The following is a 13315-nucleotide window of genomic DNA, read 5'->3' as shown; positions in this document are numbered from 1 at the left end:
TAAACGGCGGTTTTAAGGCTCAAGTCCCCAAACCAGGCTGCCGTTAAAATACAGCGGCACGCGCTCCCACTCGGCATACGCCGTCTTGGTCGCATCATACGAAAAATCATTCGTTTCGCTGTAATTGGACCAATCGGCCTTGTTGAGGCGAACCTGGATATCACCGGTGTCCGCGCCCGGTGCGAGCGTTCCCGCATCGGATGCGAAGCCTACCTCCAGGTAATAGTCGGCGCCGTCTTTGCCTTGATCCAGTTTCACGAACGAGCCGGTCACCTTGCCGCTGCCGATGACCGCGTAGTCGCAATGGAACTGCTGAGCCTGGTCCCCGTCGACCGTGAAATAATAACGCAGCTTGACATCGCTGAGATCCACGCTTTCTTCCCCGGTATTGACGATCCGGAACTGGGCCCGAATCTGGTTGTCATCCGGATTCGTGTCATTCGTGCGGTACTGCAGCTTGAGATCGCCTTCCACCGGCGTCGGCTTGGCGCTCACCTCGGCGGAATCGGGGCTGACGCCGACCTCGTTGGCGGCGCTGACCACATAGTAGTACGTCGTGTCATTGACGACATCGAGGTCCACATAGGACGTCCCGGAAATCGTGGCGATTTCGGTGTAAGGGCCGCCGCTGACCGAAGCCCGTTTCACGGTGTAGCTATCGGCGCCGCTTGATTTGCTCCAAGTCAACGAGACCTGGGCATCCCCGGGAACCGCTTTCAAATTCGTCGGAGCTTTGGGGGCGACCGGCTCAACCGGGCCGCCACCGCCGCCGTTGATTAAGCGGTCATATTCGGCGTAGGCCGTGGCCATGTCCACCTGGGACCAAAAGCGGTGATAGGTGAACTCGGGCGCCCCGTTCTCCCACTTCTGGGTTTGCGGGTTCCATGACGTGTTGTATTTGTTTTCAAGGTAGGACCAGGCGGGATCGTTCTTGATGTCCGGACGGACATCGGAATAACTGGCGTAAACGCCGTTGCCGCCTTTCGCCGGATCGGAAGGAACGGTATTCGTTCCCGGGATCGTGTTGCCTTGGCCGCTCTTGCCGCTCCAGCCCGCCGGGAAATAGATTTCCTTCGTAAAGTAGCGGTAGTAATCGGCGCGCGCTTCAGGCTTCGTAATGCCTACGCCGTCATTGTGCTCCCAAGCCGTGTCGAGCAGCGATTTGGCCAGTTGCTCGGCTTCTCCGCCAAGCGGGGTATAGCTGCCGTTCTCCGCCTTGGTGGCCGCCGCGAAGAAGGTCAATGCTTTAATGTAGCTGCCCAGGACGCCGGTATCTTGTCCGGGGTTTTTGGTTACGGCGCGGAGGCCGGGGTTGCCGGTGTAATTGCCGAAGCCGTTCCAGGTATCCGGTTGGCCCTGCCATTCCAGGTTGCTCGGAATCCAGAAGTCGCCCGGTGCCGAAACCGTGGCGATTTGCGGGTTTTGACCGCCGAGCACACGGTTACCCTGCTCGTCCAGATAGTACCCCTCCGCGTCGGTTACCGGCTTTTGATCCACAAATACATAATCCATGGACCAGTCGACCCATTTGCTCACGACCTGTTTGGCCATGCGGAAGTTTTCGGATGAAGTGTCTCCCTTCGAGGCCAGGATATAGTATAATTCCGCGATCCGTTCCACCGGCCAGGCTTGCATGCCGAACCAGTTGTTTGAAGGCGGGTCATGGTAAACGGGGGCATCGTCATATGCCATACTGTAGAACGTGCTCGTTCCCGCCGGGTACGCTTTATAAGCGCCGTCCCAACTGTTTGTCGCGCCCCCGGCGATCGCCCCTTCGGCGGACTGCAGCCAGGTGTAGAATTCTAGCTGCCGCTTCAGCGAGGTATCCCAGTCCTGCCCGGCCGTCGGGGAGTTGGGAATCAGCCCGCCGTCCGGATCGGAGAGGGCGTAGGCCGCAACGACGTTCTGGTATCCTTGGTGCGCGTGGCTGGCTCCGATCCGCCAAGCCCAATTCCCCGACTGTCCCAGGCCGCCGCCCCAAGATGTGTACCAGGCCATGAGGTAGTGGCTGGCGTTTTTGCCGGTGCCCGCCGCCGGACTTCCGTCCGCCGCGCTGCCGATTTGCTGAAAATATTTATCGTACATGCCGTAACGAAGGTAATCGCCCATCTTCTCGGCTTTGTTCAAATAGACTTCATTGTCGTAGCCAAGCTCCTTCGCCCAATACATCGCTTGAACGGCCCGGGCATCGGCATCGGTCGCGTTCGTGTAACGCCATTGCGCCGCCGGCGCCTGATTCTCCTTGGTGAACAGGGTCATGAAGCCCTCGCCGGGCTTGCCGAAGGACTTATCGTCCTGGGAAGGATGAGGGACGGCTTCCCACACCGATTCCTGCTCCCCGCGCTGGAACGTGTTTACGTAGGTGGCGATATGGCTCGGGTTCAGCAGATTGCCGAATCCGTACCAGTTGTCCACGTCGAGAAGCCAATGCATCAGATAGGTCTGGTTGTTTCCATATGTGGCCTTGAGCTCGGCGTCCAGCGGATCTCTGCCGACCCCGTACTGGCCGTTGAGCTGGCTGGGATACCGGTCCGGCTGCGAATACTCCGCCGCATACGTCGCCGGACTGTTCGGGTTGTAGTGGCTCATCGTCGGCTGCTCCTCTTTGCCGTCGCCCTCATTAACCGGAATGATATACTTCTCCATGTTGTCCCAAGCCGCTTCCAGCTTGCTCCAATCGCCTGTGTAGTGCCCGTACAGCACCTCGAGCCACAGCCAATAGCTGTAAGCCTCCGAGGTCGTCATATGGCCGTAATCGGGCGCCTCGCTCATCAGTGTTTCCACGGAATGATAAGGGATCCCTTCAGGCGAGAAGTAGCCGTTGTCCGGGTCTTTAAGCTGGTCATACAATTGGAGGAAACGGGTTTCCTCCGGGGAAGCCGCCTGCAACGCTGCCTCAGCCTGCTCGGGAGCCGGTTCCTGGGCCTGGGCCCGGGGCGTCCCGAACCCAAACACGCCGGTCGTTGCCACGGAAAAGAATAAAACCACGGTCATCAGGATCGAAGCAGGTCTCCTGCACTTGACTAAATGCGTCATCCTTACATCATCCTTTCGATTATATTGGTTTTGTCAATTCTTTCGTCCCATTTAAGACATGATTCAAGGCTCGAGGCCCCAGATCCGGGTCCCGTTCCGGTAGAGCGTGACTTTGTCCCAAGCGGCAAACGCTTGCTGCGTCCCGTTGTAGGAATAGTCATCGCTTTCGTTGAAATGGCTCCAATCGGTTTTATTGACGCGGACCTGAATTTCGCCGGTGTCGCCGCCGGGCTCCAAATTCTCCGCTTCCGGAGCAAAGGAAACTTCGAGATAATAATCGGAGCCGGTTGCGGAAGAATCCATTTTGACGAATCGGCCGTTGATGTTGCCGCTGCCGATGACGGCATAGTCGCAATGGAACTCTTGGGATTGCTCCCCGTCAACCGTGTAGTAGTAACGCAGGGTAAGATCACCTAGCGCCACCGCCTCATCGCCGGTATTCACGATGCGGAAAGTCGGCCGGAACTGGTTGTCGCCGGCGTTAGCGTCATTGTTCCGGTATTGGACGACCAAGTCGCCTTCCGCCGGAACCGGAACGGTGCGCGGCTTGGCGCTGATCTGGGCCGAAGGCGGGCTTTCGCCGACGTCGTTCTTGGCGGTGATGACGTAGTAATACGTCGTGTCATTAATGACCCCGGCATCGGTAAAGGCCGGTTCCGTCACCGTTCCCACCGTTTCGTAAGGACCGCCGCTCGTCAGCGATCTCTTGACCAGATAGTCGGCGGCGCCGGTTACGGCGTTCCAGGACAGCCGGACGATACGGTCACCCGGCACAGCCTTGGCGTTGCGCGGTGCTGCGGGCACGGTAGGCTCACCCGGATTTCCGCCTCCCGCCGGATGTTCGCCGAATACGTGCCGGCCTCCGTCATACACCGGAATGTACGGTGTCTTGGCCGGGGCCGCGCCTCCGCTAGCTACGCCCTGGAAGGAAAAGTCATTGGCGTTGTTCCAGAAGTTGGTGTTTTGCGGCGCTGCGATCCGGAACTGCACTTCTTTGCGGAAGGCGGATTGCCCGCCCGGATAGATGCGTGTCCCGGTGAAGTCGACCGTTGTGTAGTAAATATGCCTGTCGACATCATACGGCTGCAGTTGGGATACTGTGGCTCCCTGATTGTAGCCGCCCGCCGTTACGGTAATGTCCTCCGGTCCGTATCCGGCATCGACGGCTTCGCTCAGATCGACATAGTACCGGAAGGACATGCTCTCGCTGGCGCGCGCCGGCCAGCCGGAGCGGTTGTTCAGCAGAGCGCGGATTTCCACGAAGTTGCTGCCGCTGGCATTGACCGAAGCCTCGACGAACATTTCGTCCTCACGTTCTTCGGGAGCGGGGAAGGAAGGAACAGGCTGCTGTCCCTGGCCGTGGAGGATCATCATCTTGGCCAACGCGCCGGTGAAGCCGGCGTTATAATCGGTTGCGACCTCGTTGGATACATAATCGCCGATGGAATCGGTGTAAGCATCGGTTTTGGAGGGACCGCCGACCAGCGCCCCATACAGGATGTGGCGGTGGTTTTCCGGCACATTTTGACTATCGGCCCAGGAGCCGTGCGAAGTGCGGTGATGCGGATGCTGCGGCGGATTGCTGCCGAAGCCGACCACATAGCTGCTCTCGCGGGGGTTATCGCCGAGCATGTACAAGATTTGCCGTTCCGCGAATGAACGCGCGTTTATTTTCTTCGTGGGATCGCTGACCCAGTCGGAATAGACAAAAGCAAGGAAGGCCTGATTTGCGGTATAGCGGAGTGCGCCCCATTGATCGAGATGCGCCAGGCCGCCGGGCGTATACGTTACGCGCTCACCCGTGCCCGAAACTCCGGTCGTCCAGAATTCCATACTATTTTCCGTAGAGCGGATGAATTTGGGATCGCCGGTAATCCGGGCCAGCAGCAGCTGCGCGCCGTAATGCTTGTCGTCCCAGGCGTGTGTCCACTTGTAGTCCCAATCCCCTTGCTGGTTGGTGCCCCACAGTTCACTGGCGGCGATCGCTTTATCAAGGTACGTTTCGTCTTCCGTGGCCAAATAAAGCCATGCACCCCCCCAGCTCAATTCGTCGGCATACCCGCTCCAGGAGTTGTAGAACTGCTTGGCATCGGTAATACTGTCCGAATATTTGCCGCGGTATTGATCGGCAAAGGCATACAATTCTTTGGCATGCCGGAGCAGCTTGTCCGCATAAACCGGGTCGCTGTCCCTGAAGATAATCGAACTTGCGGCGAGCGCCGCGGCCGTTTCCCCGGCCAGATCGGAACCGGGATGCGCCGCGTTGATCTTAAAGGCGGGCCGCGCCATCGGCAAAACTTCCGCGGGTCCCCACCAATTGTGGTCGGCCGTTCCGTTGCCGACTTGTCCCCACAGTTCGTTCGGGGCCGTGTGGGCCTTCATGAAATAATCCGTCGCCCAGCGGATGTTGTCCAATATTTCATCGAGCTGTCCAGACTGTTCGTATCCTTCCCGGTACTCATACACAGACCATGCGAGCATTGTTGCGGTTGAAGCCATCGGAAATCCGAATTTGACATGATCTCCGGCGTCATACCATCCTCCCGTCAAATCATGGCCGACATCCGCGCCGTCCTGCAGTCCCGAGTCGCCGCGCCATTCCACGCGGTTATTCTCAGGAAGAACTCCCGAACGCTGCGTCTCATAGAAATAGATCGATTTCTGCAGCGCTTCGGCGTAGTTGTAATCGGATGCCGCCGCATCGGCGGCAGGAGTGAGAGAGGTCCATCCCGAATAAGTTGTAAGCGCTAACAAAAAGCTGAAAGAAAATATCCCGCCTTTCTTTACCCATTTGCTCATAGCAGTTCATCTCTCCTTCGGATGTGATCCTACTTCAACAAACGAATAGCCTTACATGTCGGAACTTGCTGCACTTCTCTTCTGACTCGTATCGTCATGCTGTTAAATTTGAGTATCACTTGCGCTAGAATAAAAACAGCCCGTTCACCTCACTTTCATTTAAGAGTGAAGGACGCGCTGACTGGGCTTTATAGATAGACTATGGTCCATGACCATAATATACCAAGTAATGGTTTGTATTTCTAGAGTTTACAGTAAAATTTTTCTATAAATAGTATATAATTATTTTCCGGTTTGCTCATTTGCCTGGCGGGCCCAGCTCCGATATGATGTGAATAAGGGATCGAGAGAGGATTGTATGGGATTTGACGGAGAATACACGAAAGCTCTATTTTGACAAAATGACCGCTTATCTGGACGAGCAGAGAAGTCTGCTGCCGGATTTGAACATGAAATACCTGGGCATTGCGCTTCCTTTTCCACAGTGTAATGAGCACCGGGACCGGGTCTTTGAAAGGATAAAACATCTCCGGGAATACGACAAGGATGTCGTGATCGGCGCTCATTTTGATTTTGCGGAGGGTGGGTCGAGGAAGTTCACAAGCATTGTTTTTATAGGAAATGATTATTTGCATCTCCGGCGGATCCATGATTTTATGAAGGAACAGGGCGTGGAATTAAGCCTCAAGAATACCTGTATAATCTACAGGGAATCCACCGATGACATACATAAGAAGCTAAACGGCGGCGCGTCGAGAGTGACCAGCCTAAATGACTTGTACGCGAGCGTGGAGGTCGAGTTGAAACCGCGGAAGCTTGGGGCGGGGTATGATTTTGAACTTCATGTGCCCGATCAAGAGATCGTAAGTTACTGCTGCCATAAGGATGATGAGGAAGGATTGAAACTCGGATCCCGGCTGTTCCTAAGATCGCTGGAGCTTTACTCCACAAAGTTTCTAACCGAGGGGGTGACCATGGGATATCCGGTGGCGGACTGCGGGATCAAGGTCACGAAGATGCATTGCCGGATGTGTTTTTACCGTGATTACTATTATGTTACAGGAGCCCGCGGGTCGATTGAGACGGCTTTGAAGAAGGCGGATTGGCGGATGTACGAGCCGGTGATTGAGCTGGATTTGACCTGCAGCAGGGCTTACTTTGAGGAAAATTCCTGGTTGAACGCGGGGGAACATGCAAGTCTCCGTAAGGAGGGGGATGTCTGCAAATTGACCATGAGGTCCAGACTATCCGCCATAATGGATCATTTGGAGGAATTGCATCATCACCCGCAAATAATGGAACTCTCTATGAAAATAGGGGGTTACGCTCCTCTGGAGGAGAGTGCCCACCCTGTAAACAGGTTTGAAATCGTATATGATATGGATAAATGGAAAGAGGATTTGGACGACGAGAATTAGCCATAAAGACTGAGCTATTGATTAGCATAAAAGACATCGACGGGAAGTGTTCTTATCACACTCTTGCTCAACGCCAATGGTTTAATTGAATTTAACGGGAATTCCTCACGGTAATTTGGTGCCTAAGCGGCTGCAGAGGTGCATTAGTTAGAAAACCTACCGGTAATTCGCCTGAAATTGCGTATATCGGCAATTAGATCGCGAAATAGATGGAGATTCTCCAGCTAAATCGGATCCAAGGGTCAAGGGCGGTATATTAACGGGAGGTTTTCCAGTTAATATAGCAGTTAAGTGTGTGCTCCAGCGGCGGCGTTTGATATCTACAATGTTGGATGTTGACGAAGGATGTTTAGTTCAGACTGGATGGCTATTTACTTAAAACGAAGGAACGGAGGCAACGGGAATGAGAGAAGAGTTGATCGCCCAATTGGAGGCGTGGCACGAAGAAGATCAGTTTGAAGAAATCGTCCGTGCAATCGGGGAGGTCCCCGCGGAGGAGCGCGACTATACTCTGGTCAGTCATCTGGGCCGGGCGCTGAACAACCTCGAGCGGTATGAAGAGGCGGTGGAGCAGTTCCTGACGGTGGCGGAAGAGGGGCAAGAAGACCCGCTTTGGCATTATCGGATCGGACTGGCCTACTACTATTTGGAGCGGTATGAAGAGGCTTTGCGCGCTTTTGAAGCCGCGGACCGGCTGGACCCCGGCGATGAGGACACGCAGGAATTCCTCGGCTGGATCCGGGACAGGCTGGCCGAGGACGCGTCGGCCGAGGAGTCTGCGGAGGTACCAGCGGAGGAATCTGCGGCGGCGATGCCTGACGGAGGCGAGGAGCGCAAGCCTAACGAGGCGGCCAAACCGGCCGCCGGACTGGCCGCTGCCGGTACCGGCATGGCGGGCTTTTGGGATGACAGCGCGGAGGCGCTGGAGAAGTATGTGTCCGAGCCGCCGACGGACGATTTGGTGGCTTCCGTGGAGGAAGAGCTGGTCTTCCGCCTGCCGGCCTACTACGTGCAAATGATGAAACAGCATAACGGAGGCGTTCCCCGCCAGCGGTTTTTCCCGGTGGACCCGTCCGAATCGGGCGCGGGCAGGGAAACGGTCGAAATCGCGGGAATTCTGGGTATCGGCCGGACGAAGAAGCACTCGTTGTGCGGCGAAGCGGGCAGCCGGACGCTGATCGAGCAAGGGGGATATCCCGAAATCGGGGTTGTCATTTGTGACTGCCCTTCCGCGTATGAAGTGGTGATGCTGGATTACCGGGAATCGGGAAATGACCGCGAGCCCGAAGTGGTCCATGTGGACAAAAAAGAGAACAACCGCATCACCCGGCTCGCCCCCGACTTCGAAACCTTTATCCGCGGCTTGGCGAATGCGGAGCAGGCGTAAGAAAGCTAAAATATAATAGGGGGTAGCAAGCCCGCCCCGATTCGGGCGGGTTGTTTTCCTTCCTGACCGGAGCTAAATAAGTAACCTTTGAAAAGGAGGTCGGCATGCCACCATTAATCTATAAACAAATTATCGATGACCTGAAAAAGAACATCCACGCGGGTCGGTACCCGGACCTGAGATTGCCGGACGAGCGGAGCCTTAGCGAGACGTACCGGGTGAGCCGCAGCTCCGTGAAACGGGCGCTGGCGAAGATGGAGAGCGACGGGATTATTTTTAAGAAGCGCGGCTCCGGGACCTTCATCAATCCGCTGTATCTCAAGAACGAATCGATCTTTAATTACGAGGGTTCGAATCTGGGCGTGACGGACAATTTTCAGATGGACGGAAAAAAGCCGAAAGTCAAAGTGCTGAGCTTCGAGGTGATCTCCCCGACGGAGGAGCTGCAGCGCGATTTGTTTCTGGAACCGCACGATTTTGTATACAAAATCGTGCGTCTGCGCCTGTTCGATGAGGAGCCGTTTATGATTGAGACCGGCTACATCCCGATCAAAATCGTGCAAAATTTGAACCAGACGATTATCGAAGGCTCGATCTTCAACTACTTGGAAGAAGCGCACAATATGGCCGTAACCAAGTCCTTTCTGTCGATATTCGCGGAGCCTTCCCGGCCGGAAGACCGGGGACTGCTGAACTTGCAGGAGAACGAGCCCGTCGGCATCATGGAAGGGGTTTTTTTCCTCGATAACGGAACGCCGTTCGAATTTTCCCATATGCGCTTCCACTACAAATATATGAAATTCAATACATTTGTATCGGTGCAACGATAAGACTGAAACTTTGGTTTCGGTCTTATTTTTTTTGGGGACTGGCACGACCAATGTTCATATTATGTTCATCTTTTCACAAAATTGGACCGTATCATTTTTTGAAAAAGTCGTTATGATAGATACATAGGTGAAATGTTTCACAAACGAACGAACACAGAGATAGGAGTGAATGACATGGGAGTACCCATCGCACAACTGGACTACTTGTCGAAAACGTATTTGGAGAAGCTGGACGCTTATTGGCGCGCCGCGAACTTTATTTCCGTCGGTCAACTGTATTTGAAGGATAATCCGCTGTTAAGGGAACCTTTGAAAGCTTCGGACGTGAAGATTAAGCCGATCGGGCACTGGGGGACCATTCCCGGGCAGAACTTTATTTATGCGCACTTAAACCGGATCATCACGAAGTACGATCTCAACATGTTCTACATCGAAGGCCCGGGCCATGGGGGCCAGGTTATGGTGTCCAATTCGTACCTTGACGGCAGCTATACGGAAATTTACCCCGAAATCACGCAGGATATCCCCGGCTTGAAAAAGCTGTACAAGCAATTTTCGTTCCCGGGCGGCGTAGCCTCCCATGCGGCTCCGGAGACGCCGGGATCGATCCATGAAGGCGGCGAACTGGGGTATTCGCTTTCCCACGGCGTCGGCGCGATTTTGGATAACCCGGATTTGATTTCCGCGGTCGTGGTGGGCGATGGCGAGGCGGAAACCGGACCTCTGGCCGCTTCGTGGTTCTCCAACCGGTTCATCAATCCGATTACGGATGGTGCGGTGCTGCCGATTCTGCATCTGAACGGCTTCAAAATCAGCAACCCTACGATCCTTTCCCGTCAATCGAAAGAGGAGATTACGGCCTATTTTAAAGGGATGGGTTGGGAGCCTTATTTTGTCGAAGGGGAAGACCCCACGCGGATGCATAAGGAAATGGCTCTCGTGCTGGACGTGATCATTGAGCGGATTCATAGCATTCAGAGTCATGCGCGCAAAAACAACGATCCGACCCGTCCGGCCTGGCCGATGCTTGTGTTCCGCAGCCCTAAAGGTTGGACGGGGCCGAAGGAATGGGCCGGCGTGCCGAACGAAAACTCCTTCCGGGCCCACCAGGTTCCGATTCCGGCGGATCAAAAGAACATGCAGCATGCTCCGGCTTTGCTGGAATGGATGAACAGCTACCGTCCCGAAGAGTTGTTCGACGCAAACGGGGGCTTGAAAGCCGAGATCGCCGAAATCCTGCCGAAGGGCGAACGGCGGATGGGCAAAAATCCGGTCACCGATGCCGGCAAACTCGTGAAAGACTTGCGCTTGCCGGATTTCCGCAACTATGCGCTGGATAACTCCGTTCCGGGCAAAGTAATTGCGCAGGATATGGCCGTGCTGGGCAAATACATCGCCGAGGTGGTGCGGATCAACGAGGAGAACCGGAACTTCCGCATCTTCGGGCCCGATGAAACGATGTCGAACCGGTTGGGCCCGGTGTTTGAGGTCACCAAACGCCAATGGCTGGACGCCATCAAAGAACCGAACGACGAGTTCCTGGCGCCTTACGGCCGCGTTATCGATTCCCAACTGTCCGAGCACCAGGCGGAAGGCCTGCTCGAAGGTTACGTCCTGACGGGCCGCCATGGATTCTTCGCCAGCTATGAAGCGTTCCTGCGGGTGGTCGATTCGATGCTGACCCAGCATTTCAAATGGCTGCGCAAGGCGACCGATCAAGGCTGGCGCGCGGACATTCCTTCGCTCAACGTCGTGGCCACGTCGACGGTGTTCCAGCAGGACCATAACGGCTACACGCACCAGGATCCGGGCTTGCTGGGCCATCTGGCCGACAAGAAGCCGGAATTTATCCGGGAGTATTTGCCGGCGGACGCCAATACGTTGCTGGCCGTGTTCGACACGGTGCTGAACGACCGCCAGAAGATCAACCTGATCGTCTCGTCCAAGCACCCGCGTCCGCAATGGTTCACGGCGGAAGAGGCGCAGGAGCTGGTGGAGAAAGGCTTGAAGGTGATCGACTGGGCCAGCACGGATCAAGGCGGGGAGCCGGATATCGTCTTCGCTTCCGCCGGCACCGAGCCGACGATCGAAAGCCTGGCGGCGATCTCGATTCTGCATGAGAAGCTGCCGGAGCTGAAAATCCGCTATATCAACGTGGTCGACCTGCTGAAGCTCAGAAGCCAAAAGCTGGACCCGCGCGGCTTGTCCGACGACGAATTCGACCGCTATTTTACGCAGGATAAACCGGTCGTCTTCGCCTTCCACGGCTATGAAGGCTTGATCAAAGACCTGTTCTTTGAGCACCGCAACCATAACCTGCACGTGCACGGCTATCGCGAAAACGGCGACATTACAACTCCGTTCGATATGCGCGTGCTGAACCAAATGGACCGCTTCGACCTGGTGAAGGAAGCCGTGCTGAATCTGCCGGACGCCGGCCAATACGCCGCCATCGTCGAGGAGATGGACGCCATACTGAAGAAACATCACGAGTACATCCAGGAGGAAGGCTTCGACCTGCCGGAGGTAGAGAATTGGGTTTGGACCGCGTTGAAGTAAACTGAAATGAAAAAGTGCCCGGACTCCGATCGCGTATCGGGCCGGGCACTTTTTATTTAGAGGGGCAGGCGTGGATCCGTAAGCTTACTTGTCCGGTCCCGTCTTTATGAACTTGACGGTTTCTTGCCGCTGCTCATTTGGCAGCGTGTAGGAGATCGTCCCGTGCGAATCCGTCACGTCGCCGCCGACCGTGCGTTTGTAGCCGAGCGAGGTGAACTCGCCTTGCAGGTCGATGCGGCCGGTTTCCACATTGTTGCTGTCCCCCCATCCGCCGGATGTGTAGGTGAAGTAGGCCTTTTTCATCGACGGATTCTCACCAATGGCTTTTGTCCAATGGCCCTGGAGGATTGAGGTCTTGTCCTCGCCTTCCTTCACATAGGCCTGCCAAACCGCCACGGGGAAATCCTCTGTGAACTCAAACCGCGTGATGGTATTGCCCTGGATCATATAGCCGCGAAGCGCTTCGCCTTCGGGAAACAGGAAAGCCGTCTCCCAATATTCGCTCTCGGTCCGGGAGGTGACCCCTTCATGCTTGTGCCGCATCTTGCCCGCGCGCATTTGGGCCATTACGAGCTGCCGCGCTTTTTCCAGCGGGCCGGACGCCAGAACCTCCTGCTCCGCCGCGCTGAGCGGGGATTTCACCTTGGCGGTGGTCCCGTCCCAATCCACAGGGTAGCCGAACGCTTCCGATACGAACCGCAGCGGGACGTAAATTCGGCCCTTCACCTGGTCGGCCGGCACCTCGAGCCGCCAAGTTTGCGGTTCGCTTTCGCCGGAGTGGTTGAGGACCGCGGTCTTTTTGCCAAGCGTCAACTGGATCGTGTCCGTCCACTTCCGGATATTTACGGTTTGCTCGGCCGTGTTCCAGGCCACCTTCCCGCCGAGCATTTCCGTTACGACCCGAAGCGGGACGAGCACACGTCCTGACTTTAGTATAGGCGCCGCATCAGCCTTGACCGCGGCTCCTTTGATCACCAGTTGCGGCGAAGCCTGCCGTACCGCCGCTGCATAAGCATCCGTCCCGCCGGCAGCCAGCAGGGCGAAAACAAGGCTTGCCGTCATCCATTTCTTCATTGGATTCACACCTTTTGTTCTAGATTTGATGCTGCATCGAAATACCGAACCTATTAATGTAGACGGAATTGCAAAGAAATGAGTTTCACGGGAGACAATATTACATTACCCACATTTGGAGCAACCGTTGGAATTCGCCTCCATAGTGCTGGAGATTTCTGAATTGTTAATATAGAGAGTGATCATCTCAAACATCCTAGATCAGTTCCGGC

7 protein-coding genes are annotated in these 13315 nt (G+C 55.6%); 4 read left to right on the top strand and 3 right to left on the bottom strand.

Annotated elements, in window-relative coordinates; genetic code table 11:
- Window positions 1-12 precede the first annotated feature (12 nt).
- Window positions 13-3036, bottom strand: a complete 3024-nt coding sequence (locus tag V4U88_RS06830; protein ID WP_334072513.1) for a glycoside hydrolase family 48 protein — start codon at window positions 3034-3036, stop codon at window positions 13-15.
- A 63-nt stretch (window positions 3037-3099) separates the two neighbouring features.
- Window positions 3100-5835, bottom strand: coding sequence for a glycoside hydrolase family 9 protein (locus V4U88_RS06825; protein ID WP_334072512.1), 2736 nt, complete (start codon window positions 5833-5835; stop codon window positions 3100-3102).
- Window positions 5836-6200: 365 nt separating this feature from the next.
- On the opposite strand from V4U88_RS06825, the gene V4U88_RS06820 reads away from it, so the two are divergent.
- The 4 genes from V4U88_RS06820 to V4U88_RS06805 all read left to right on the top strand — a co-directional run bounded on the left by V4U88_RS06820 (window position 6201) and on the right by V4U88_RS06805 (window position 12029).
- Window positions 6201-7253, top strand: coding sequence for an elongation factor G (locus V4U88_RS06820; protein ID WP_334072511.1), 1053 nt, complete (start codon window positions 6201-6203; stop codon window positions 7251-7253).
- A gap of 403 nt (window positions 7254-7656) precedes the next feature.
- On the top strand, window positions 7657-8640 hold the full coding sequence (locus V4U88_RS06815; RefSeq protein ID WP_334072510.1) for an SMI1/KNR4 family protein: 984 nt from the start codon (window positions 7657-7659) through the stop codon (window positions 8638-8640).
- Between the two features lie 104 nt (window positions 8641-8744).
- Window positions 8745-9470: a GntR family transcriptional regulator gene (locus V4U88_RS06810; RefSeq protein WP_334072509.1), complete on the top strand. Its 726-nt coding sequence runs from the start codon at window positions 8745-8747 to the stop codon at window positions 9468-9470.
- Window positions 9471-9644: 174 nt separating this feature from the next.
- The gene (locus V4U88_RS06805) at window positions 9645-12029 is read left to right on the top strand and encodes a phosphoketolase family protein (RefSeq protein ID WP_334072508.1); all 2385 of its coding nucleotides are present in this window, start codon (window positions 9645-9647) and stop codon (window positions 12027-12029) included.
- An 84-nt stretch (window positions 12030-12113) separates the two neighbouring features.
- Here the strand turns inward: V4U88_RS06805 and V4U88_RS06800 are convergent, their stop codons facing one another.
- The gene (locus V4U88_RS06800) at window positions 12114-13103 is read right to left on the bottom strand and encodes a copper amine oxidase N-terminal domain-containing protein (protein ID WP_334072507.1); all 990 of its coding nucleotides are present in this window, start codon (window positions 13101-13103) and stop codon (window positions 12114-12116) included.
- Window positions 13104-13315 lie beyond the last annotated feature (212 nt).

The sequence above is a fragment of the Paenibacillus sp. A14 genome, from assembly GCF_036864815.1.
Lineage (GTDB): Bacteria > Bacillota > Bacilli > Paenibacillales > Paenibacillaceae > Fontibacillus > Fontibacillus sanfengchensis.
The sequence above is the reverse complement of the archived record's forward strand: the minus strand, read 5'-3'. Positions and strand labels throughout refer to the sequence as shown.